The sequence below is a fragment of the Nostoc sp. NMS4 genome (genome assembly GCF_017115095.1).
In the GTDB taxonomy this organism is placed as follows: Bacteria; Cyanobacteriota; Cyanobacteriia; order Cyanobacteriales; family Nostocaceae; genus Nostoc.
Map to the genome: position 1 here is coordinate 1 of NZ_JABXKI010000255.1, position 24852 is coordinate 24852.

Annotated in this window: 17 protein-coding genes, 1 tRNA gene and 1 CRISPR repeat array (1 of these 19 only partly in view); of the genes, 10 read left to right on the plus strand and 8 right to left on the minus strand. The window is 43.1% G+C overall.

The features are described 5' to 3' along the window. Positions 1 to 82 precede the first annotated feature (82 nt). Together HWQ37_RS22925 and HWQ37_RS22930 are read right to left on the minus strand one after the other, a co-directional pair. Complete coding sequence (locus HWQ37_RS22925; RefSeq protein WP_292751235.1) at positions 83 to 628, minus strand: thermonuclease family protein; 546 nt, start codon at positions 626 to 628, stop codon at positions 83 to 85. Between the two features lie 99 nt (positions 629 to 727). Then, a complete protein-coding gene (locus tag HWQ37_RS22930; protein WP_292751238.1) occupies positions 728 to 1096 on the minus strand; it encodes a 2Fe-2S iron-sulfur cluster-binding protein in 369 nt (122 codons plus the stop codon). 106 nt (positions 1097 to 1202) lie between these two features. Here HWQ37_RS22930 and HWQ37_RS22935 point away from each other — a divergent pair. Beyond that, a tRNA-Ser gene (locus HWQ37_RS22935) sits at positions 1203 to 1287 on the plus strand. A 185-nt stretch (positions 1288 to 1472) separates the two neighbouring features. Here the strand turns inward: HWQ37_RS22935 and HWQ37_RS22940 are convergent. The 4 genes from HWQ37_RS22940 to HWQ37_RS22955 form a co-directional block, all read right to left on the minus strand. Beyond that, positions 1473 to 2951 (minus strand): alpha-amylase, encoded by a 1479-nt coding sequence (locus tag HWQ37_RS22940; RefSeq protein WP_292751241.1) that lies wholly within the window; start codon positions 2949 to 2951, stop codon positions 1473 to 1475. Positions 2952 to 3064: 113 nt separating this feature from the next. Beyond that, complete coding sequence (locus tag HWQ37_RS22945; protein WP_292751244.1) at positions 3065 to 3691, minus strand: DUF1003 domain-containing protein; 627 nt, start codon at positions 3689 to 3691, stop codon at positions 3065 to 3067. A gap of 214 nt (positions 3692 to 3905) precedes the next feature. After that, positions 3906 to 6140 (minus strand): glycoside hydrolase family 57 protein, encoded by a 2235-nt coding sequence (locus HWQ37_RS22950; protein WP_292751247.1) that lies wholly within the window; start codon positions 6138 to 6140, stop codon positions 3906 to 3908. 78 nt (positions 6141 to 6218) lie between these two features. Next, positions 6219 to 6449, minus strand: a complete 231-nt coding sequence (locus HWQ37_RS22955; RefSeq protein WP_012408256.1) for a NifU family protein — start codon at positions 6447 to 6449, stop codon at positions 6219 to 6221. Between the two features lie 749 nt (positions 6450 to 7198). Between HWQ37_RS22955 and HWQ37_RS22960 the strand changes: the two genes are divergently transcribed. Beyond that, a complete protein-coding gene (locus HWQ37_RS22960; protein ID WP_292751249.1) occupies positions 7199 to 8062 on the plus strand; it encodes an Rpn family recombination-promoting nuclease/putative transposase in 864 nt (287 codons plus the stop codon). Positions 8063 to 8210: 148 nt separating this feature from the next. Here the strand turns inward: HWQ37_RS22960 and HWQ37_RS22965 are convergent, their stop codons facing one another. Together HWQ37_RS22965 and HWQ37_RS22970 are read right to left on the minus strand one after the other, a co-directional pair. Then, positions 8211 to 9968 carry a sensor histidine kinase gene (locus HWQ37_RS22965; protein WP_292751252.1) on the minus strand — a complete coding sequence of 586 codons (1758 nt, stop codon included), beginning with the start codon at positions 9966 to 9968 and terminating at the stop codon, positions 8211 to 8213. Between the two features lie 171 nt (positions 9969 to 10139). Next, positions 10140 to 10376: a hypothetical protein gene (locus HWQ37_RS22970; protein WP_292751256.1), complete on the minus strand. Its 237-nt coding sequence runs from the start codon at positions 10374 to 10376 to the stop codon at positions 10140 to 10142. 559 nt (positions 10377 to 10935) lie between these two features. Between HWQ37_RS22970 and lepA the strand changes: the two genes are divergently transcribed. The 8 genes from lepA (at position 10936) to HWQ37_RS23005 (ending at position 22753) form a co-directional block, all read left to right on the plus strand. Next, complete coding sequence (gene lepA, locus HWQ37_RS22975) at positions 10936 to 12747, plus strand: translation elongation factor 4 (RefSeq protein ID WP_292751259.1); 1812 nt, start codon at positions 10936 to 10938, stop codon at positions 12745 to 12747. A gap of 410 nt (positions 12748 to 13157) precedes the next feature. After that, positions 13158 to 14345 (plus strand): glycosyltransferase family 4 protein, encoded by a 1188-nt coding sequence (locus HWQ37_RS22980; RefSeq protein WP_292751262.1) that lies wholly within the window; start codon positions 13158 to 13160, stop codon positions 14343 to 14345. A 724-nt stretch (positions 14346 to 15069) separates the two neighbouring features. Beyond that, complete coding sequence (locus tag HWQ37_RS22985) at positions 15070 to 15570, plus strand: sterol desaturase family protein (protein WP_292751265.1); 501 nt, start codon at positions 15070 to 15072, stop codon at positions 15568 to 15570. A gap of 373 nt (positions 15571 to 15943) precedes the next feature. Beyond that, a complete protein-coding gene (locus tag HWQ37_RS22990) occupies positions 15944 to 16138 on the plus strand; it encodes a hypothetical protein (RefSeq protein ID WP_292751268.1) in 195 nt (64 codons plus the stop codon). Next, entirely contained in the window at positions 16125 to 18074 is a 1950-nt protein-coding gene (locus HWQ37_RS22995; RefSeq protein WP_292751271.1) for a GAF domain-containing sensor histidine kinase, read from the plus strand. The genes HWQ37_RS22990 and HWQ37_RS22995 overlap by 14 nt, the downstream gene beginning before the upstream one ends. Positions 18075 to 18099: 25 nt before the next feature. Continuing rightward, a complete protein-coding gene (locus HWQ37_RS34715; protein ID WP_363318174.1) occupies positions 18100 to 20367 on the plus strand; it encodes a PAS domain S-box protein in 2268 nt (755 codons plus the stop codon). A gap of 99 nt (positions 20368 to 20466) precedes the next feature. Continuing rightward, the gene (locus tag HWQ37_RS34720) at positions 20467 to 22230 is read left to right on the plus strand and encodes an ATP-binding protein (protein WP_363318175.1); all 1764 of its coding nucleotides are present in this window, start codon (positions 20467 to 20469) and stop codon (positions 22228 to 22230) included. 145 nt (positions 22231 to 22375) lie between these two features. Then, the gene (locus HWQ37_RS23005; RefSeq protein ID WP_292751273.1) at positions 22376 to 22753 is read left to right on the plus strand and encodes a response regulator transcription factor; all 378 of its coding nucleotides are present in this window, start codon (positions 22376 to 22378) and stop codon (positions 22751 to 22753) included. Between the two features lie 464 nt (positions 22754 to 23217). Further along, positions 23218 to 24852: direct repeats of the CRISPR family, unit length 37 nt; unit sequence ATTGCAATTAACCAAAATCCCTATTAGGGATTGAAAC (it continues 1153 nt past the right edge of the window).

Here is a 24852-nt window from a genome sequence, read left to right on the forward strand (position 1 = left end):
CTTGTCTCCCTTGTCTCCCTTGTCTCCCTTGTCTCCCTTGTCTCCCTTGTCTCCCCCCTCAGCACTCAGCACTCAGCACTAATTAAAGATTTTGGCGGCGAAACTCGGCGGGAGTAAGGCGCATGGGCTTTTCTGGGTTCCAGATTCCTTGTCCCATGAGTCTAGCCCATTGTTGGGCGCGTTCTAAACGCTGGTCGTATTTGTGGTTAGGCGATCGCCCCACAAATATGGCATTCCCTTGTTTAACTAATTCTTCATTCAATAACACCTTATTTTTCCACACATAAGCTAGAGTTCGCCCAATTTTGTCTTTTGCTTCTAAATCAAACTCCAGCGTTACCGATTGTTCTACACCACCAATTAGATTCTCTAACTGTTCTTTTGCTGCTTCCCCCCAAGGGCGCTGGCGCAAATCTGGTGCATCAACACCCACTAACCGCACTTGGGAAATCAAATTTGGTTGTTCAGCCATGCCCAAAACTTCCAAGCTTTGCCCACTAACTACCCGCGCTACTTTCACCTGGGCTTGATTGTTTGGCGGCTGGTTTTTACCTTGGCAACTCACCAAGAGCAATAAGCAAGCCAAAATCGCTATTTTTCGCACCCTCTCACCAAGACTTACAACCATTACAAATTCGGTGATTTTGAATTGTTTATCGAAACAGAATTCAGGAGCCAGAATACAGAATAAATTATGACTCCTGACTCCTGAATTCTGAATTCTGATTCATTCCTCATCTAAGGGTAAACCCGCTTTAACTCTCCCCTTAGCAAAATAGCGTCCAAACTGGAGTTCGTAGACTTCATCTTCGTCTTGTGTCTCCACTTCCAAATCAGAACGGGGGTAACTCACACACAACAAGGCATAACCTTGCTGACGTAAATCTGGCGATAAGCCGATCGCTTCTGGTTGATAAATTTCTCCTGACAATACTCTCACAGCACAAGCGGTGCAAGCCCCGTTGCGGCAAGAAAACGGTAGTTCTACACCTTGTTTTTCGCCAGTCTGCAAAATGTAGCGGTCTTCGGGTACTTGTAGGGTGTATGTTTTGCCAGTGGCGCGATCGCTAACTCTAATTGTGTATGTACGGGACATCTCGATTTGCGTTTTGGGATTAGGACTATCAGATTCAATCTAGAATATCTTTCTTTATCTTTGCATTTTCTAGGATTCTATAGTATGATCGTAACTTGTGGCACCTGGAGAGGTGGCCGAGCGGTTTAAGGCGCAGACCTGGAAAGTCTGTTTAGGGAAACTTAACGAGGGTTCGAATCCCTCCCTCTCCGTTTTCAAAGCTAAGTCTACCTAAGTCTAAATATATAGTTAGTTTGAATCTTTTTAGGCAATATTCAATTGTTTTGTAACGGAATAATAAGGTTGTAGCTTATCCACAAAATACTGCTTAAGTTCTTTTTTAAGCAGTATTTTGTCAACTGCGTAACTTTCTGGATGAATGCTACTAAAACCTCGACTAAGACTGTGGAACCCATACAGAAACAGAACCAGCATCGCATCGAAAATCAGCCCAGCCCTCATCATTCGTTGTCACAGGTTCGCTGATATGTTCAGTAATATCAATGTAAGTGCTGTTGGGTTGCCCAACTTCCATCCACTTAGTCCCTTCTCCTCCATTACTCAGCACAACTGCCATACCGCCAGGATGTTCTTCATTTCCTAAGCGTGTCCAGGCGATTGTATTGGCGTGATCGAAGTAATCGTATTGGTCGCCATAGGCATAGGTTTGACGAGCGTGCAAAAATTTATCAATTATCCATTGATGACTATCGAGCCAAATCTCATACTCATTGCCATCTGGGCTTTTATCTTTGTAATGAGCGCCATAGTAATCAGCATAGAAGATACAGGGATAACCATCACTTCGCAGTAGAATCAACGCATAAGCCAACGGTTTAAACCAGCCTTCCACTACAGATTCCAACGACTGCAAGGGTTGAGAATCATGATTGTCAACTAAGGTTACGGCTAAAGCTGGTTGCTGTTGCACCAAGGTGTTATCAAATATCTGCCGCATATCGTAGTCATTGCCTTGTTTGCTGGCAGCGCTAAAGTTATAGTGCAATGGCGCATCAAACAACATTACATCGCCACCGGTGACGTTAATGAAATGGTGCAGCGCTTCAACTTCATAAGACCAATACTCACCGACGGCAAAAAGATCGCGACCTGCCTTTTGGCGACAGTGTTGCAGCCATTCTGGGAAAAAGCCAGCTCTCACGTGTTTAACGGCATCAAAACGAAAGCCATCTATATCAGTGGTTTCTACAAACCACTCACCCCAGCGATTCAATTCTTCGCGCACTTCTGGACTCTCCATATCCAGATCGCATCCCATGAGATAGTCGAAAGCGCCTTTTTCTAGGTCAACGTTGTCATCAAATTTTTTATCTTTGAACAGATAAACTGCGTTTTCACCTTCGTTGTAAACGTTGTAATCCACTGCGTCGAAGTGCCACCAGTGCCATTCCATATCAGAGTATTTGCCCTGGCGACCTGGGAAGGTAAAGTGAGTCCAAACTTTAATTTTTTGCATCTCACCGATCGCGTGGTTGCGATCGTCTGGACTATAGGGCGTTGCTTCCACCTCTTCTTCTTGGTCTGCACCTAACTTGTGGTTAAGGACAACATCAGCATAGACTCGAATGCCAGCAGCTTTTGCCGCCTTAACAGCAGCGATATACTCGTCTTTTGTGCCGTACTTTGTCCGAACCGAGCCTTTCTGGTCAAACTCGCCTAGATCGTACATATCGTAGACTCCGTAGCCGACATCGTAGCCACCCCCTGTTCCTTTGTATGCTGGGGGTAGCCAAACAGATGTAACACCTGCATCAGCTAACTCTTTGACTTTATCTTTAAATTCATTCCAAAGATTACCATCTGGAGGGATATACCAATGGAAGTACTGCATCATTACACCATTCAGCTGAGCCATGTGCATCCCTCTAGTAAAACTTACGATAAATTGTGATTTCCGACACAAAAAGTGTACATTAAGTTTTATGTTTTGTCTTTCAATAGAAACAAAAATCTACTAAAAAACTGCGCTCAACTCATATTGTTTTCTTCTGTGGCTGACAGTTCTTCAGCCAAGTTTTTCTGGAGTGCGTCTAATACTGCGATCGGGTCAGCCGGTTCCTGCATCAATTTCGCTTCCGAATCATGCCGATTTATCACATTAGGCAAATCTGTACGGAGTTCTTCTAATAGAGCAATAATCTTGGCAATTTTTTGCTCGGAGAGCAGGTTAAGCTGTAGCATCAATTGCGATCGCTGTTCGGCAAAGTTTTCTTGGCGAGTTTGTCGTACTAGTACTCCGGTTGAGATTACCAATGACGCTGCGTCTAAGCCTTGACCTGACCAGCTAAACGAGGGTAGATTGAATGGCAAAAAGCGATCAAAAAAACTGCTAAAAATCCAGATAGCCAGTATGACTAGCAAACTATACAGAAATATCGATCGCCCAAAGAATCTTGCGATCGCTTCTAGTATCCTCTGGTGGACGGGAATATCTCGAACTTCCTGGGTATGAAGTGAAATAATCGCTTCAATATTTTTGGCAATCGGGTCTGGTAATGGAGCCGTGATCACTTGATTTCGAGAAGCTTTCTCTTTGATTTTGTTAGCATCTGAACTGAACTGTCTGTTCGCTGTGCCGTCTGCGTCATCGGTCATGCACCAACTCCTGAATCTGGATGTCAATCGATTATTGCTTATCTTCCACCGACGATGGTGTTTTACCCCACCGTAGGCGATCGCATCCCAATACTGCTCGATTATTTAGATTTAGAACTAGAAAAATTAAATATGATTTTCAAATAAATCGACTTTAGGGGCGTACATTTGTATGCCCCTAATAGGTATTTCGTAAAACCAAGAATATTGAGTGTTAAGGCACTTCAATGGGAATCAAAGCATTTTCTGGCAAGTAGTTGGAAAAACGCCCTTCATCAGCAAGTACCAAAATCAGGCGCAGAGAATAATCTGGTGGAACTTGCAAGTCTGCCCACGGCACTGCCAACTCTAAACAATTATTCATTGCTACTTGAGCGCGACTGAAACGGGGTTGCCATTGATGATTGTCTCCAGCTTCCCGAAACTGAATCGATTGCGTCAGCAAGTTAACTTCTAAAAGATGGTGGAAAAGGTAATTAAGCGGGGCTGCATCTGGTACATCTGCCAAGGGAACTGGGCTATTAACCATTGTTTTTTCTGGATAGAACCACAGCAAATTCAACTCTGTTGGCAAATCTTGCCCTGGTGCTGCACCACTTTTAAAGTCCAATCGCAAATAGAAATTTAAGTGATCGACCCCGTACCAAAGTCGCTGGATGACGCTGCTATTGTGCATTGTCCCCCGCGCCCCGCCGATTTCTATACGTCCAGCTTTGTCCCAATCTTGTTCATCACCCTTACCATCGATGACGGGGTGAATAAAGCCTTGTGGGGCGTGGTTTGGCTGTGCTGCGTGGCTTTCGACTGGTTGCTTGAGATAGGGCGGTATGGGTTCATTTAATGCCTTGTAAATCCCAAAAAGGTGTTCTCGAAACAATCGGTCAAAAATAGCATCTTGATTTGAGGAGTGTCCTGCACCAAACCACCAAAACCAGTCAGAACCCTCTGCGGCATACAATGCTTCCCACGCTTCGGGGTTGTTTTCTTCCGTCGCTTCGGGATGACTTGCGAGCATTTTTCTTGCTTCTGTTAGATAATCCCAAGCACGATTTTTAGCAGGATCGCCGATCCAAGTGGTGAAACTACCATCCACCCAAGAACCGCTATGTAGTTGTCCTCCAGGGATAGTGGCTGTGGCTGGAAATTCTTCGAGAAATTCGGAGACAGTAACGAGTTTGAGGTGGGGTTCATCGCTCAAACTTTGATATAAAGCTTCTAAGAAAGGTTTGCCATCTTGGGGATAAAATTCCCAGCAATTCTCGCCATCCAAAGCAATGGTAACTAGCCAAGGTTCTTCACTTTGACTTTCTCTTTGCATTTTAGCGATCGCTTGTAAATGTCCCACTAAGTTCGCCGCCGCCTGTTTTGCTGGCATTGCACTATAAGTAAAGCCAATCAAATCTGATAATCTGTGGTCACGAAACACAATTGACAAGTCACCTTCGGCGGTTTGTAGGCGATAGGGTCGATACAACAATTCTGGTTGCTGCACATTCCCCGCCCCATCCCGATGAAAAAAGTGTTTCAGCGTCCACCCTAAGACGGCTTCATCTGAGCATATCCACTTAAATCCTTGGTTAATAATGTGCGGAAGTACCGACGGACTTACTGATTGTTCTGAAGGCCACAAACCACGCGGCATCTGTCCAAAGCGTTCTTTATAAAAGTCCCAAGCTTTCCGCAAGTGGCGAGGAATATCTTCCGCCCATTCAAAACGCTGCTTAGGTAGTGTCATATTAGGCACAGCTACCCGACCGGAGTTAGTATCAGCTAGTAAGGGTAAAATCGGGTGAGTGTAGGGCGTGGTGGTAACTTCTAGCTGTCCCGACTCCTGCATTTTCCGATGTTGGGGGATAATGCGGCTGAGAATTTCTCGCTGTTTGGAATAAATGCGCTGGCGATCGCTTAAAGTAAAATTCCGTCCCTGTTTTAACCAAGCAGCAATTTCCGGGTCATCCCAAAACAACGGATCGATCCAAGCCAAATTGTGCCAAGCTAGCAAATCGCCATAATCTGGCAATTCCCAATTTGCTAAACACCAAGCTTGACCTTTTTCCTGCCTTTGGTGATACAACTCAGAATAGCGCGGATGAGGATCGATCAGGGTATGGTGATTGGCATCGAAAAAGTGTTGGATAATGAATTCGCGCTGTTGCTGAGTGAGTTGCTCATCCGGTGTCAAGCTGGCTGTGAGGTAAGGGTCAAAAGCAGTACCGGCAATATAATCTTCGAGTTGCAATATCAGCGATGGAACTAAATTCACCGTTTGGTGTAACTTAGGATATCGCTCTAGAAGCAATACCAAATCCAAATAATCTTTAGTTCCATGTAAGCGTACCCAAGGTAGACGGTACTGCTGACTCGGAGACAGGGAAGCGTCACTACCAGGAGACTTGTACAGTGGCTGATGTTGATGCCAGATAAAAGCAATGTAGAGAGGATGGGACATAGAAATAGTTAGGAGTTAAGAATGAGGACTTAGGAGTTCATTCTAAACTCATAACTCCTAACTCCTAACTCCTAACTTTTACACCACTTGTTCAATTTCTGCAATTTCGGGAATCATTTCCTTCAGGCGGCGCTCAATACCCATTCTCAGGGTCATTGCCGAACTGGGGCAAGAACCACAAGCACCTTGCAGCCGCAGTTTTACAACAGGCCCGTCAAGTTCTACGAGTTCCACATTGCCGCCATCAGACATGAGATAAGGGCGCATTTCATCTAAGACTGTTTCAACGTTGTCAATTGTGAGTTCCATAGTTTAGACCTGCTAAGTTAATGATCGGAATTGGGCATTGGGCAAAACAGTTCCGAGTTCTGAGTTCCCAGTCCTGAGTAAAGAAGTAAGATTCGCTACTCAGCACTCAGCACTCATTACTCAGCACTCTTGAGGGGCATCGGGCATCGGGCATTGAAGAATAATGATCTCTGTGCCAGATGCGCCGTTACTCATTAACCATTATCCAAAATTTTATTTTCCAGCTTTGTTAAATCGATCCTAGACCCAATTGCAGCTAGTTTGTCAGTTGTTTAGTTGACATTTGCTATTTGTCTTCACACGCGCAGCGCTTTTACTACAGATACCATTTCTTTGTGAGGCTGCGCCAAACCCTTTCAACTTCTTTCTTTGTGTCCTTTGCGTCCTTCTCTGACGAGACGCTGCGCGAATGCGGTTCGTTTTTCTTTTTTGTACTTATGGTTTAGCGCATCTTCATACAGAATTGGTAAGACTTATCTAGAAGCTTGATATTAGAGTAGCTGAACTCAGTAGTGCTGCGATCGCCATCTTGATACTCATGCAACGCTTGCTGTTGTTTGATCTGTCATCGTAATCACTTTGACTTCACTATTATTCAGTTTAGTCCAATTTTCCTCAAAAATAGACCTCACAGCTTGGTTGGAGTACAAACCAGCGATGTTTTGAGTTTTACTGGTTTATTGGCGATCGCTGGAACCTAAAATAAGATGTATCGCAGATTTAAGAAATTAAGTTAAATAGAATACTTCATGCGGCGAGACACAATTTTTTACAAACTTTTCCAACAATCCCCCACTTTGCTATTTGAACTATTGACAAATCCTCCAATCAATGCAAAAGCTTATCGATTTGATTCGGTAGCTGTTAAAGAACCGAAATTTGAAATAGATGGAGTATTTCTACCACCAGAAAACGCTGGTGCTGGAATTGTATATTTCTGTGAGGTACAGTTTCAAAAGGATGAACAGCTTTACGAAAGGGTATTTGCTGAGTCTTTTTTGTATTTCTATCGCAACCGTGCCAGATTTAACGATTGGCAAGCGGTTATAATTTATCCGTCGCGTGGTATAGAACAAAGCGATATTCACCCTCATCGAAGCCTCCTCAACGGAAACCAAGTGCATCGCGTCTATCTGGATGAATTAGGGGATATTCGCCAATTACCTTTATGGGTAGCGCTGATGGTGTTAACTACTGTAGCAGAGGAACAAGCACCACAAGAAGCTAGATATTTGCTTGAGCGTTCTTCTGTTGAACAGTCTGAAACGGCAAGTCGCGCCATAATAGAGATGATCACAACCATAATGGTGTACAAGTTTGAACAATTAAGTCAAAGGGATGTAGAACAAATGTTAGGGATAACACTACAGCAAACACGAGTTTATCGAGAAATCAAAGAAGAAGGACGCTCGGAAGGACGCTCAGAAGGACGACAGGAAGAGGCAGCTAATCTTATAATTCGTCAGTTGACTAAACGATTTAGGCAGGAATTCTCTGAGGAAATACGCTCCTCAATTTATGCTTTACCTTTGCCTGTTCTAGAAGATTTGAGCGAAGCACTGTTAGATTTTACCAGCGTGGCTGATTTACAGGCTTGGTTAAATAATTCGTAATTCGTAATGACGCTCGAATACTCGCTACCGCTTCGCTAACGTAATTCGTAATTCGTAATTCGTAGTTCGTAATTTCCATCACGGGACTTCTAGTCGTGTGAGGTTCAATATCTGTAAAAAAATTTAGGAAACCTGTATCAAAGAGCCTCTAACCTATAGAGTCTGAGTCGCTATCATTAGACGAAACCATGACTGGTTGTTGATATAGTGGCACGGTGAATGTAACTGTTGAACCAAGTCCTTCGCCCAAACTATAAAAATGTACCTCGCCCCCCATTGCCTCCACTAGCTTTTGGGATATTGCCAATCCTAAACCAGTGCCACCATACTGGCGAGTGCGGGAGCCATCCACCTGAGAGAATAATTGAAACAGTTTATCTTGTTTATCTAAAGAAACACCAATACCAGTGTCTGCAACACGTACTCTCACCATGCCAGGAAATTGCTGATCTTGAAAGTTTGCCTTTTTGAGTACTAAATCGGCGCTGACGGTAACGCCACCCTCATGGGTAAATTTGATCGCATTACCTACCAAGTTGAGCATCACTTGTAGTAAGCGTTGGTAGTTGCTTTGGACAATGATTTCATCGGAGGTAGCTGGCATTTGCATCCGAAAGCTGAGGTTTCTCATTTCTGCTTGGGGACGCATGAAACCTTCTACATGACTAAATAGCTCATCTAGCTTGACTGGAGCATAAGCTAGCTCCATTTTACCAGCTTCGATTTTGGCAATGTCCAAAATATCGTTGATGATATTCAGCAGATGTATCGATAACTGATGAGCTTCTGTCAAAAATTGGTTTTGTTCTTCTGGATCGTCTGCCATCCCTTCCAAAATCAGCTTCAAAAAGCCAATCATGCCGTTGAGGGGGGTACGAATTTCGTGGGATACATTAGCCAGAAACTCGCTTTTGAGACGGGAAGCTTCTTCGGCTTTTTGACGTGCTATTTCTAATTCTTCATATAAAGTAGCATGAGCGATCGCAGTTCCCAATTGATCTGCTGCTTCTTTTGCCAGTTCTAATTCCGATTCTGTTAATGTATAGCATTCATCCTGCCAATTCAAGGCAATCAATCCATTGGCTTGGTCTTGATAGCAAGTCGCAACTACTAAAGTTTTCTGCCGCCCAGACTCTTTGTATCCAGGCACTTCCATTATAACTGGTTCTAGGGTTGCCAAGGCTTGAGCAAAGGCTGGCTCAGAAGCTATATCTATGTCTAAACCAAGCATTGATTTGAGTTCTGGCTGGCGATACTCAGCCTTCACCTGCACTTTTGAGCTTGAAGGCTGATAAGGACAAATAATGCAGCGCTCTAACCGCAGTGCTTTGCCCAAACTGTCAACTGTTTGCTGCCAAATAATATCTAAATCTAATGTCCGGCGAATATTTCTGGTAATGCGATTTACCAGTTTTTGGTGTTGCTGCGATCGCAAAGCCAACTCTATTTGTGTGGGCGTTTTTGATGTCACACGCGCTTGTTTTTTGTTTGGTGTTGCTTGCACTAACCGTCCCATCACTAAAACTGTAGTGGCAGTGGTTCCCAAACTCGGCATAATCGGACTGATCACTAAGTCCAACTCAAATAATTCCTTATGATAGCTAAACCAACACTGAAACCTTTCTGGCACCAGATTTGTCAAAATTCGGTGCAATCGTTCCAAATAAGTAACCTTATCCACCGGAGCAAAGGTTTGGTTTTGGTTCAGATCGTCAACTATTTTTTCAGGATTTAACCCCAGGAGTTCGCTGTACTGCCAACAAAAGGTCAGATAGCACCCTGCCCCATCTTGCGTATACACCAACTCGGCTCCGAGAGTCGGTAATGAGCCATCAGTCTTACTGGTAATAGATTCCAGATTTTGGGAAAATACATTCGACAATTGGGAGTTGGCAGTAATAGTCATTAATTGAGTTGGATAGACAGAGGGTATCCGACCGTAATTGTACTAAAGCCGCTCAAATTTATACATAAATTTTTACAGCTTTTTTGTGTTTAATTGGTATTTTTTGGTGTTATGGAAACCAGATTGACAAACTTTACTTTTTTTAACTTGCATTGAAATCTGAAACTAGCGTCAATCGTTCCATTCACCGCGAGGAGGAACAGGGGTACGCACAGGTGTGCGCGTTAGTTCGTCATCTCTGAGGATTTCACCCCGTAACCACTGGCGAATCGCCACCTCAATTACTTTACTTGGGTCATTGGTGAGATGCTGAATTTGCTCTAGCAACTCTGAATCTAAGCGGACAGCAATTTCTACCTTATCGGCTTGTGTATTTTCCGCTTTGGTAGTTTTCTCTTTCATATTCATAGGTTTATATACTCTGAATTCTCTGAATTGGTTTTGTCTAAAGCTTTGTAAAGTAGTTATATTCATTATTTGGGCTAATTCGCTGAAAAATTTTCAAGGGCACAGTTAAATACTTCCCTGAAATAGCGCCAAAGTAACAGCTTTAAGTTTTAAATCGCATTTTTCATATAACTGACTAGACAATGACTCTAGAAGTTTTGCCGATAAATCACTGATTGTGGGCAATTACAGGTCGCAATTGCCCACGATCCCTACATGTACTTATTTACATTTATTGTACGCTCCTAGCTGTTGAATACTAGCAGCGACAAATAGACTTTCATAATATTCTTAAATGTCCACCTATTTAGATCGGAAGTTGAAGATGGGGTGAAGAGGCGCATTGGGTATTGGGCATGGGGCATTGGGTAAGGGGGAAACAATAACTCCTAACTCCTAACTCCTAACTCCTAACTCAGCACTCAGCACTAAAAGCGGAGCGTCTTGGCGAAGAAAGCATTAAAATACATTAAGTAAATTGCCCTTTTAACTTTGGTTGCTGCTAAGGCAAAGATAGTATATGACTGACGTTCCCGCAGTTCGCATTCGCAATTTTTGTATTATTGCTCACATCGACCACGGGAAATCAACCCTCGCCGATCGCTTGCTACAAGCTACTGGCACTGTTGAAGACCGACAGATGAAGGAACAGTTTCTCGATAACATGGATCTGGAACGGGAGCGCGGCATTACGATTAAGCTGCAAGCTGCCCGGATGAATTACACGGCTAAGGATGGTCAGCAGTATGTCCTGAACTTGATTGACACTCCGGGACACGTGGATTTCTCTTATGAAGTCTCCCGCTCTCTTGTGGCTTGCGAAGGAGCGCTATTGGTAGTAGATGCGTCCCAAGGTGTGGAGGCGCAAACTTTGGCGAATGTATATTTAGCGTTAGAGAGTAACCTGGAAATTATTCCGGTTTTGAATAAAATCGATTTGCCGGGGGCTGAACCAGAACGGGTAATTGGCGAAATTGAAGAAATTATCGGTCTAGATTGCAGTGGGGCGATTCTGGCTTCTGCAAAAGAAGGAATTGGGATTGCTGAGATTTTAGAAGCAGTTGTGGAGCGGATACCGCCACCGCCGAATACCATAAATGAACGCTTACGAGCATTAATTTTTGATAGCTATTATGACAGTTATCGGGGAGTAATTGTCTATTTCCGGGTGATGGATGGTACGGTGAAAAAAGGCGATCGCATCCATCTAATGGCATCGGGTAAAGAATTTGAAATTGATGAGTTGGGTGTCCTTTCTCCGACTCAAAAGCAAGTTGATGAACTGCACGCCGGGGAAGTAGGCTATTTAGGAGCGTCAATTAGAGCCGTAGCTGATGCACGGGTAGGAGACACAATTACCCTCAGTAAGGCAAAAGCGGAGTCACCCTTACCAGGTTATGCAGAAGCGAACCCGATGGTTTTTTGCGGGATGTTCCCCATTGATGCCGATCAATTTGAAGATTTGCGGGAAGCCTTAGAAAAGCTGGAACTCAATGATGCAGCGTTGCACTACGAACCCGAAACTTCCAGCGCGATGGGGTTTGGCTTCCGTTGCGGGTTCTTGGGTTTGCTGCACATGGAAATCGTTCAGGAACGCCTAGAGCGCGAGTATAATCTAGATTTGATCATTACAGCCCCCTCGGTGGTTTATAAGGTGATTACCCTCAAAGGTGAGGAACTGTACATCGATAATCCCAGCCGCTTACCTTCTCCCAACGATCGCGAAAGAATTGAAGAACCCTACGTCAAAGTAGAGATGATTACGCCGGAAACTTATGTTGGCAGCTTAATGGAGTTGTCACAAAATCGCCGTGGTGTATTCAAAGATATGAAATATCTCACCCAAGGACGAACCACACTTACTTATGAGTTACCGTTGGCGGAAGTGGTGACTGACTTTTTTGATCAGATGAAGTCGCGATCGCGCGGTTATGCCAGTATGGAATATCACATCATCGGCTACCGTGAAAATCCTTTGGTGAAGTTGGATATCATGATTAACGGCGATCCGGTGGATTCCTTGGCGATGATTGTCCATCGAGATAAAGCTTACAACGTCGGGCGGGCAATGGCAGAAAAACTCAAGGAATTAATTCCCCGCCATCAATTTAAAGTACCAATCCAGGCATCTATTGGCAGTAAAGTTATTGCCAGCGAACACATCCCCGCTTTGCGGAAAGATGTGCTAGCAAAATGCTACGGTGGTGATATAAGCCGGAAGAAAAAACTTTTGCAGAAGCAAGCAAAAGGTAAAAAGCGGATGAAATCTGTAGGTACTGTAGATGTACCCCAGGAAGCTTTTATGGCAGTACTACGCTTGGATCAAAGCTAATTTAATCCTCAGAGACGAATGGCACTAAAAAAAGCCCAAAAACTTATTTATCTAGCCTAGTTCTCAGCCTTCAGGCTGGGAACCAGGCGCAAGGGCTGTATCTTAACTTAGTTGCCATTCTCCTCAGAGACAATTTGGCTACTTGCGCCTACATCTCTATCTGAAAAACATCAAAGCCCAACCCCAACCCCTTGCCTTGTAGGGAAGGGCGCTCAATAGTCTGAATTACGAATTACGAATTAAAATTATACCTTGTTTCCTATCTTTAGCCTACAGTTGATAAGCTTTAACAAAATCACTGTTAAAAAATCTAAAAATTTTAGTAAAAGTACTCACTGCATTAGCCAGACTTGTATTTTTAGGTAAATGTAGTTTGTTAGATATTTATAAAGTGTCGGGGAGTCTAGTAGATGAAGATACTGGTACTGAGTTGGGAGTTTCCACCAAGGATTATTGGGGGAATTGCGCGGCATGTGGCGGAGTTGTACCCGGAACTGGTAAAGCTAGGACATGAAATCCATCTGATTACAGCAGAGTTTGGTCAGGCATCGATGTATGAAGTAGTTGAAGGAGTTAAGATACATCGAGTGCCAGTTGCGTATAGTAACGACTTTTTCCACTGGGTAGTCAATCTCAACTTGAGTATGGGAGATCACGGTGGTAAGTTGATTTTAGAAGAAGGGGCTTTTGATTTAATTCATGCCCATGATTGGTTAGTGGGAGATGCTGCGATCGCTCTCAAGCATAATTTTAAAATACCATTAATTGCTACAATTCACGCTACCGAATATGGGCGCTATAACGGTATTCACACAGATATCCAAGGTTATATAAATGGCAAAGAAACCTTGCTAGCTTACAACGCTTGGCGGATTATTGTTTGTAGCGACTATATGCGCCAAGAAGTAGAACGAGCGCTTTACAGTCCTTGGGACAAAATTGATGTCATTTATAACGGTATCCGAGCCGAAAAGAAACAGCATCACACAGATTTTCATGCTCTGGATTTTCGCCGCCAATTTGCCACAGACAATGAGAAAATAGTTTATTATCTCGGTCGTATGACCTACGAAAAAGGTGTACCTGTATTGCTCAATGCCGCACCTAAGATCCTTTCCCAAATGGCAGGTAACGTTAAATTTGTGATCGTTGGTGGCGGCAATACTGACCATCTCAAGCGTCAAGCCTGGGATTTGGGAATTTGGCATCATTGCTATTTTACCGGTTTTCTCTCCGATCAATACTTAGATAGATTCCAAACTATCGCTGACTGTGCAGTTTTTCCAAGTTTTTACGAACCCTTTGGGATTGTGGCTTTAGAAAGCTTTGCTTCTCGTGTACCTGTAGTAGTTTCGGATACTGGTGGTTTCCCGGAAGTAGTGCAACATAGCAAAACAGGCATTGTCACTTGGGTGAACAATCCCGATTCTTTAGCTTGGGGAATTTTGGAAGTGTTGAAAAATCCAGGTTATCGTCAATGGTTGGTGGATAACGCTTATGAAGATTTAGAGCGACGCTTTAGCTGGCCGAAACTAGCCAAGCAAACCGAGCAAGTATATCAGCAAGTTGTACAAGAGCGATCGCAAATACCTTGGTAATATCTAGGAATCATATTTGATTTCTAAAAAAATCTCAGTAGTCTTGTAGTGGCGTGACAAGCCTAAAATGTTGCAACAGAATACATGCGTCAGAATTCAGAATGAATTTTGACTTCTGACTCCTGAATTCTGACTTCTGAATTCTTCTTCAATCATCATTAAAAGTGCAGTGGCGAGCGATATCATTACTCAATTGACGCTCCAAATTTTACAGCTTTTCAATTAACTACAAAACTGCTTTACTTACCTAGATCATTCAATGAATCTTGGCATAATACCCATTTGGATCGTTCTAATGAGATTCATAATTTAAGCTTAATTGCAAGAAATTTAGAATTAACAATGGTGAAGAAAGCCTTAACCTAAATTTGTACTAATTTTAACTCAACCTTTGCTTACGCTGTATGCCTTAGTAAGAAGATTGTGTAGTAACTATGGTAAAATACTGTATTCCCATCGGGTTTAAGATGTATTGATGCCATTAATCCAGAGCTAAAAGTCAAGCTGGAGGTTCTTACGAGTTGCTTTTTACTACATTAAGGATCGGAGATTCATGAAACTGCAACTGACCCAATTACACATACTCTGAGCCAAACTACCTGGAGCGTAGACACATGAGATGCACAGATGCTGCTTGAATAGCAGAAAACTAGGTGTCTACGTCCACAGCATGACATTTGCATATTTTCCGTGGAGTTTTCTTAACTATTCTTGAGGAGTACAAATGCTTGAGGCTATCGCTGTTGCTTGGTTATTACTATTTTTTGGCGATTTTCTATCTACATTCTTTTATCACGTACCCGAGCACGTTTTTGGTAGCCTTCATTTAAAAACACACCACTCCTGGAAGAAGGATTTCCGTCACTACGCTATTTTGACTTTTAATCCCCAGGTTCTTTTAGATGGTATCTTGGGAGCTTTACCTTATGTACTTATCGCAGTAGTTTTATGGTCTTTCTCTCCCATTGGCGTTATTTCTGGATTACTGTTTGGTCAGTTTCATGTATGGTGGAGACACATAAGTGTGCTGGGTTGGCAAACTCCAAAGCCGATAAATATTTTATGTCAAATTCTATTTGTTACCACTCCTGAGAGACACTGGTTACATCATCACAAAACTAATTTAGGTTTCGGTGATATTTTCACCTTCTTTGAACAACCTGCACAAATGTGGTTACGCTGGCTTCGATTACTCAGACTTCGTTTTCGCGCCTCTCATATCTAACTAAAACTACCGCTTACCTAAATACTTTTTAAAATTACCAAAAAAAGCTGCGATCGCAGCTTTTTTTTGACACCAAACTACTCTCAGAAATACGCTAACCTACATACTCAAAAAAGCTGATTTCCACTGATGATCAGTAGGGACAAGAGACATGAATTTATCATAGATTTTAATCTATGCTTTTATCTAATTAATTGACTTTTACTTATAGTTTTTCTAGAACTAATTAAACAGTAACGGAGTGACAAGGACGGAAAAATACCTCTGGTAAAGAGTTTAAAGGTATTTACTACTACTCGACTTCGCTGTTATATCGCTAATGTTTTTGGGAAAACTAGTCTTAATTAGTAAATCATTATATCTCTAGATTTTTATGACAATTCCTCTCTTTTCTGGAGATGCTAGGCGTAGCTTGCTTATGCAAAGGGCTACGGATAGTTATGGTAAAGGTGGTAGGAGGTTGCAATACAGTGTAGGTTTCTCTTTGAGAGACTACGCCAATAAACCAACAGTGATTGCCAGAAATTTGCAACTTGCTGTAGATGAGGTGTTTCATGCCTACAGTTAGCCTCAGAAAGATGCTCAACAAAAAAGAGTTGCCATCTCTTATTCATAACTTAGTCTATCAGTTCAACATTGCGCTTGATGTTGAACTGCTAGACGGCACGAAACTGATTAGCGTTGGCGAGCAAACTGTGAAAAACCGATATCCAATCGAAGTTTCAGAAGAAATCATCGGTTGGGTTGTTGGGGAAGAACAGGCAACTCTAATTGCGACTTTGCTTTCATTGCTAGCGAAGCAAGAAGCTGAGAAAAAAGTACTGGCCATAGAATTGCTGGAGCGATACCAGGAAATTGATTTATTTGACGATATCTCGACTCAACTCGCAACAAGTTTGGATACGCGGCAGATTGCTCAACTCGTACTTCAGGAATTAAGTCGATTAATTGAATCATCTGCGGGGCTGATTCTGCTTTTGAGTCCAGATGGAACTGCGTTTGAAGTCATTGCCGAATTTGGAGTGTTTTTTGACCATAATCAGCCGGAACCGGGTAAGGGAATTATTGGCAACATTGTACAATCCAACCGGGCAGAACTGGTTAATGATGTGCAAGCCGATCCGCGGTTAGAGGGGCAAAAAAACGTTAGTGCAATGATTTGTGTACCGTTACGAGCTAAGGAGCGGGTACTGGGAGCGATCGCTATTGGAATAGACAAAACAGACTCCTACAAGGCTGAACACCTGAAACTTGTGAGTATCTTTGCCTCTCAAACAGCGATCGCCATTGACAAAGCTGTGCTTTACGAGCAAAGCACTCAAGCAGCCATCCAAGCAAAAGCCCAGACACAAAAGCTTCAGCAAGCTCTCCATGAGTTGCAATTAGCCCAAACTCAGTTAATCCAAAGCGAAAAAATGTCCAGTCTCGGACAACTTATTGCCGGAGTTGCCCACGAAATCAATAACCCGGTTAACTTTATTTGCGGCAATTTAAAGTATGTTGCCGAATACGCCCAAGACTTGTTACACCTGTTGGAAAAGTATCAGAAATTTCTACCTGTTACTCCTCCAGAACTGGAATCAGAGTTAAACAATATAGACCTGGAATTTATCATCCAGGATTTCCCCAAACTGCTAGATTCCATGAAACTGGGTACTAGTCGCATCGTCGAGATTGTCCAATCTCTGAAAAACTTCTCCCGCCATGATGAAGCTGAAATGAAAGCTGTAAACATCCATGATGGTATCGATGGAACCTTAATGATTCTTCATCATCGCCTGAAAGCAGATGCTCATCATCCGACAATTGAAATTGTTAAAGACTATGCAAAACTTCCCTTCATTGAATGCTATCCCGGACAGTTGAATCAGGTGTTTATGAACATCCTGGCAAATGCCATTGATGCTTTGGAAGAGGAAATGGAAAATTGGAAAGTCAAAAATAATCCCCAATCCCCAACCCCCAAACCCCAAATCACTATTCTTACCAAAGCCATTGACCAACAGTGGGTTTTAATTCGCATTGCTGACAACGGCCCTGGCATGAAAGAGGAAGTAATTCGGCGCATTTACGATCCCTTCTTCACCACGAAAGATGTTGGTAAGGGAACCGGCCTAGGCATGGCAATCAGCTACCAAATTGTTGTGGAAAGACATGGGGGAATGCTCAAGTGTCGTTCTCAACCAGGTGAAGGCACAGAATTCTGGATTCAGATTCCATTAAATTGTCCATTGGTGGACACCACTGAAAAACAGAATAGCACCTCTGCCTTGCCAACTCCCACTGCCGATACCGAGGGTTTCATTCCATCAACAGTTCCAATGCTCAAACCGACGGATTTACTGATCCGCCATACTCAACTGATCCAGCGACTTTCACAGCACAGTCCAGATGTCGAAGATGCATCACCCGAGCAAATTTACCAGATGTTCCAACGCCACCCAATTTCGTTAAAGCTTTACGCCACTTTGTTGTCTTGGTTCTGTTGTTCTAACCCTACCTAAATACGCCACTAAATAAACCTCAATCATGTTTAACCAACTTGATGAATGCAACAGTCAGCTATTTGAACAATGTCCCGTTGGGCTAGCACTATGCCGAACAGATGGGATACTAATTAACATCAACCCCGCATTTGCTGCCATTTTAGGGCGCACTGTTCCAGAAACCCTGAATCTCACCTACTGGCAGATTACCCCAGAAAAATATGCTGCTACGGAGCAATCTAGCCTAGAAGACTTGGAACGAACTGGTCGCTATGGGCCTTATGAGAAGGAATACATCCACAAAAGCGGGCATCTGGTTCCGGTCAGATTATCTGGACTGATGATTGAGAAAGATGGAGAACAACTTATCTGGTCTAGTGTGGAAGATATCAGCGACCTTCGACGCATTCAACAAGAACGCCAAGATACTGAACAAATCCTGAAACAGAGTGAAGCCCGATACCGCTCTCTGGTGACAGCTACAGCACAAATTGTCTGGGTAAGTACACCAGATGGAATTTACTTTGAACTGGCAAGCTGGATAGCTTATACAGGTCAAAGTCTAGCTGAAGCGGAAAATGGGGGCTGGATTGATGCCGTTCATCCCGAAGATTGCGATCGCACAGCCGAAGTCTGGGGTGCAGCCGTGGCCAACCGTAGCGTCTATGAAATTGAATACCGGATTCGTGGACAAGATGGCTTATACCGCCACTTCTTTGTTTGTGGCGCACCTATCCTCGAAGAAGACGGCAGCATCCGCGAGTGGGTAGGCACTTGCACTGATATTCACGATCGCAAGGTAGCAGAAGCCGAAAAGGAGTGTATCGAAGCCCGATACCGCTCTTTAGTGACAGCTACCTCCCAAATGGTTTGGATTACCACTCCTGACGGACTGCAAAAGGCAGATATGTCTGAGTGGAGAGCCTACACGGGTCAGACAATAGCTGAAGCCGATGGCTGGGGCTGGTTAAATGCCGTTCATCCTGATGACCGTCCCCTCACCGCCGAAATTTGGAGTGCTGCTGTAGCTAACCGCAGCCTCTATGAAGTCGAATATCGGGTGCGTGGCAAAGATGGCACTTATCGCTACTTTTTTGCCTGTGGTACTCCCATTTTAGAAGAAGACGGCAGTATCCGCGAGTGGGTAGGTACTTGCACTGATATTCACGATCGCAAGCTAGCCGAAAAAAGTTTGCAAAAGAGCGAAGAACGGTTTCGCTCTTTGGTAACAGCCAGCTCGCAAATTGTCTGGGTGACTACACCGGAAGGAGAGGCGGTGAGCCGTGAAATGGCTACCTGGTTAGCGTACACAGGTCAGAGTGCAGATGAAATCGAGGGTTTGGGCTGGCTCGATCCGATTCACCCCGATGACCGTACCCACACAGCCCTTGCCTGGAGTAACGCTGTGGCGAATCAGAGTCTCTTTCAAACTGAATATCAGTTACGTGCCAAAGACGGCAGCTACCGCCACTTTTTTGTTTGTGGTACGCCCATCCTAGAAGCAGATGGCAGCGTTCGAGAATGGATTGGCACCTGCACCGATATCCACGATCGCAAACTGGCAGAAGCTGAAAATCAGCGTCTGAAAGAACGATATCGCTCCTTAGTAACTGCTACTTCCCAGATTATCTGGGGGGCTACCCCAGAAGGGCTGGGAATCAGCAGGGAAATGCTCACCTGGATGGACTATACGGGGCAAAGCGAAGCTGAAGTTGAGGGTTGGGGCTGGCTAGATCGAATTCACCCCCATGACCGTGCCAGTTCTACAGAGGCTTGGAATGCTGCTGTGGCAAACCGAGGTATCTATCAAACCGAATATCGGCTGCTTGGCAAGGATGGCAGATACCGCTACTTCTCTGTCTGTGGTGCCCCCGTCTTGGAAGAAGACGGCAGCATTCGGGAATGGATTGGTGCTTGCAGCGATATTCACGAACGCAAACAGGCAGAAGCTGAAAATCAACGTCTGATGGATATGTTGAATCATTCCAGCGATGCCATCATCGTCCGCGACATGAGCGACAAAATCTCTCACTGGAATCAAGGTGCCCAAAGGCTCTACGGTTGGACTCGTGAGGAAGTGAAAGACCAATGCATTCACACTTTTATTAAAAAAACCTTTCTCAAGCCAAAGGAAGAAATTATTGCAGAGTTATTAGAGCAAGGAAATTGGGAAGGAGAAGTGGAACATCTCACCCATGATGGCAAACTGATTATTGTCCAAAGCCGATGGACGTTGCAACGGGACATCGACTCTCAACCCTGCGCGGTGCTGGAAATCAATACTGATATTACTGCTCGCAAGCAAGCATAAATCGCTCTGCGACAACTGAATCAAAAACTAGAAGCCAGAGTTATAGAACGAACGGCTGCTCTACAAAATACCCTAGCAGAAGCGCAGGGATTAAATGCCATTTTAGATAACTTAGCAGATGGTTTGTTAGTGGCAGATACCACAGGACAAATCACCCACTTCAATCCTGCCTTTTTAAGAATGTATGAATTGACAGCTAGCGCCGTCAATGGTCACTACCGAGAATTGCCAATATCTGGTTTAGCTGACCTGGTTATACGAACTCAGTCTCATCCTGGGGAGGTGTTTTCTGCGGAAGTTGCACTGACCAAAGAACGCATTGGTCAAGCAGTAGCGACCGCCATTTTCAAAAAGACGGCAGATCCAGAACCCGCGGCCTGCTTCGGTTCAGCACTGCTGATTCGGGATATAACGGCAGAAAAGGAAATCGACCAGATGAAGACCGACTTCATCTCAACAGTTTCCCACGAGTTGCGGACACCACTCACTTCTGTCCTCGGTTTTGCGTCCATCATTCAAGAAAAGCTAGAAACCGATGTGTTCCCAATGATTTCTACCGAAGACCGCAAGCTTCAGAAAACGATTAAGCGGGTGGCTGATAATCTCAACATTATTGTATCGGAAGCAGAACGGCTCACATCTTTGATTAACGATGTCTTGGACATCGCCAAAATGGAAGCAGGTAAAGTGGAATGGCAGATGCAGCCGATTGATCCGAGCGAATTACTGGATTGGGCAACCAATTCTACCGCCGGCTTATTTGAAACCAACGGCTTGCAGTTGGTGTGCGAGATTGAACCTGGACTGCCTCAGATAATAGGCGATCGCAACCGTCTACTACAAGTTTTAATCAATCTGATTTCCAATGCCGTTAAGTTTACCGAGTCTGGTTGTGTTACCTGCCGCGTCAAACAAGGAAGTGACGGTGTTTGCATCAGCGTCATCGACACAGGTATTGGGATTGCACCGGAAGATCAGCCGAAAGTATTCGAGAAATTCCGTCAAGTTGGGGACACCCTCACCGACAAACCCAAAGGCACAGGGTTAGGACTGCCCATCTGTAAACAAATCGTCGATCATCATGGCGGTAGAATCTGGGTTGAGAGTGAGCCAGGTAAAGGTAGCATATTCTCGTTCATCATTCCCACCTACGCTTGCGATCCAAAAACCACTGCTAATCTAAATTTGGATACTCTTGTAAAACAACTCAAAGAACACGTCATTACCAAAAATGCGGTGCTAAACCATAACCGTAAAACCATTTTGGTTGTAGATGATGACGCTAACATTCGAGAACTGCTCCGCCAACAACTGGAAAACGAAGGCTACAATGTTCGAGAAGGAAAGGACGGCATGGATGCAATTCATCAAATCAAAACAGCCCGTCCCGATCTGATTCTCTTGGATGTGATGATGCCCCAAATCAACGGCTTTGATGTGGCAGCCGTTCTTAAAAATGATCCTCAGACCGCAGACATTCCGATTATCATTCTGTCGATTATTGAAAACAAAGAACGGGGCTACCACATTGGCATCGATCGCTATCTCACCAAGCCCATTGACACAGAAAAACTCCTCAACGAAATTGGCTCACTACTTTACCAAGGCACTTCTAGTAAAAAGGTATTGGTTGTAGATAAAAATGCATCAGCCTTAAAAACCCTATCAGATGTGCTACAAACTCAGGGATACAGTGTGATTGAAGCCTCCGATCCGCAAGAATGTATTTATAAAGCCCTGTTAGCCAAACCTGACATGATCATCATCGATTCTATCTTCTCTCAAGAAGCCGATTTGGTGAAAACCCTACGGTTTGAGAAGGAGTTGGAAAATGTATTTTTTATTATGCTATCTGAACAGTAATCGCTGTTGCTGGGGACTGGGTACTAGATACTAGATACTAGATACCAAGTACTGAGGACTAGGGAAGAACTTTCCAATCCCCAGTCCCTAATCCCCAGTCCCCAATCCCCAATCCCCAATCCCTAATCCTCAGTCCCCAATCCCTATGACCCAGAAAATTCTAATTGTTGATGATGAACCCAATATCTTGATTTTGATGGAACAAGCCTTAGAAGCATTAGAAGATGAGGGTGTTGAACTTCTAACTGCTAGAAATGGAGAAGAAGCTCTCGAAACTATTAAAACTGAAAAACCAAACCTAGTTTTTCTTGATGTGATGATGCCAAAAATGAATGGTCTGCAAGTCTGCCATATTGTAAAACACGACCTACAAATGACTGAAATCTACATCATAATCTTGACAGCTAAAGGACAGGAATTTGATAAACAAAAAGGAATTGAGGTGGGTGCAGACTTATATCTAACTAAACCATTTCGTCCCAAAGAAGTACTTGAAAAATCAATGCAGGTGTTGGGTTTTTAAGTAAAATGCTGATAGATCAATAATAAAATCTCTCAATGTAGGTTGGTTTCACTGCCGTTCAACCCAACATGAACAATGATAAAATATTGGGTTTCGTTCCTCAACCCAACCTACAAATGATTTTGCAACTGTACAAGAGGTGTTCCCTGATTGGGTAAATTAAGGAGTACAAGGATTAGGCGATCGCTTATTTTAATGGTGGTAGCGATCGCCAATCAGACTAATTTGATTGCCAAATGCGCGGATGGGTAGATGTACAAAATGAGATGGAGCGAAAAAGGCTGTACGCTCCATCTATACAAGACTTTCAGGACAATGGTACTTTGAAACCATCCGCGCACCTTATAGGGACTACTTTTCAGCGATTTGCATCTTGTGATATGACTATTGCCTGTGTTATGATTCTTTCATTCGCGCAACTGAACCTTGAAAACCAAATACAGCACTGCTTTCAGAAGCCAGCCATTGCAATTAACCAAAATCCCTATTAGGGATTGAAACTATCGATTATGCCTTTACCTTTTTCCCGTCGTCTTTTTGATTGCAATTAACCAAAATCCCTATTAGGGATTGAAACGAATTACTACAGCCCGTTGCTGCATATTTTCAATGGATTGCAATTAACCAAAATCCCTATTAGGGATTGAAACTTTCTACCTCAATGGAGTAATGGTACTCGTATTATTGCAATTAACCAAAATCCCTATTAGGGATTGAAACCTACTAATTACGGGCAAGGTGTAGATGCATCACATTGCAATTAACCAAAATCCCTATTAGGGATTGAAACTCTAAATGCAGATTTGTATTCCTTGGTTGCGTATATTGCAATTAACCAAAATCCCTATTAGGGATTGAAACGAAAAAACAAACCTAACTAATTTCTGCATATCCTCATTGCAATTAACCAAAATCCCTATTAGGGATTGAAACTACTAATGGGATACTAATACAGCTAAAAGATGATAATTGCAATTAACCAAAATCCCTATTAGGGATTGAAACGGGGATAAAGAATTTTTTTAGATTCAAAATCTATTATTGCAATTAACCAAAATCCCTATTAGGGATTGAAACTCATTATAATGCACACTTGCCTGGCACTACCCCGCAAATTGCAATTAACCAAAATCCCTATTAGGGATTGAAACTTGCCATTAGCCTTAGCTTCAGCAAGAATCTGCTCAGATTGCAATTAACCAAAATCCCTATTAGGGATTGAAACTTTCGGAGTAAACCGCTTGCTTGCTAGACTTTAGGATTGCAATTAACCAAAATCCCTATTAGGGATTGAAACACGGTTGTAATAGTTCATCGATTGGTACACCCTTATTGCAATTAACCAAAATCCCTATTAGGGATTGAAACCCATTATTACTGGCAGGTAGCCAAGACTACCGAAGATTGCAATTAACCAAAATCCCTATTAGGGATTGAAACTTGCTACCTACAATGCACTTCAGCAGTGCTACCAATTGCAATTAACCAAAATCCCTATTAGGGATTGAAACGCGGAAGCACTAAAGGAAATTGTGCTTTTGACTGCACAAATGATTGCAATTAACCAAAATCCCTATTAGGGATTGAAACTTAAGTAATGCTCACGGATAACTTCTTCGCTGTTATTGCAATTAACCAAAATCCCTATTAGGGATTGAAACACTCTCTTTCCATATAAAGAAGTTCACCGATTTATTGCAATTAACCAAAATCCCTATTAGGGATTGAAACATTGAGATGTCCTTTTACTCGCACATACACGGTGTATTGCAATTAACCAAAATCCCTATTAGGGATTGAAACATATTGTATTGAAAAACAATTGTTGGCAAAACTTGAATATGCAAGATTGCAATTAACCAAAATCCCTATTAGGGATTGAAACATATTGTATTTCCTGTAAAACTGACCATTGATTTCATTGCAATTAACCAAAATCCCTATTAGGGATTGAAACAGCTTGACTGATTTGTACCTGTAACAATTAATATTGCAATTAACCAAAATCCCTATTAGGGATTGAAACACAGTTCCAGCACACATCAGATACGTAGCAAAGGTATTGCAATTAACCAAAATCCCTATTAGGGATTGAAACC